This window comes from Sporosarcina koreensis (genome assembly GCF_001531445.1).
Classification (GTDB): domain Bacteria; phylum Bacillota; class Bacilli; order Bacillales_A; family Planococcaceae; genus Sporosarcina; species Sporosarcina koreensis_C.
On the sequence record NZ_LQYA01000108.1, the window covers coordinates 1 to 243 of the forward strand.

Sequence of the window (243 nt, forward strand, 5' to 3'; positions counted from 1 at the left end):
CCACCATTTAAAGAGTGCGTAATAGCTCACTGGTCGAGTGGCGCTGCGCCGAAAATGTACCGGGGCTAAACGGATCACCGAAACTGCGGATTGACACCTATGGTGTCAGTGGTAGGAGAGCGTTCCAAGGGCGTTGAAGCTAGACCGTAAGGACTGTTGGAGCGCTTGGAAGTGAGAATGCCGGTATGAGTAGCGAAAGAAGGGTGAGAATCCCTTCCACCGAATGCCTAAGGTTTCCTGAGG

General features: G+C 53.1%; 1 rRNA gene. It reads left to right on the top strand.

From position 1 onward, the window contains the following. Positions 1–243, top strand: a 23S ribosomal RNA gene (locus AWV70_RS12520); the annotation flags it as partial.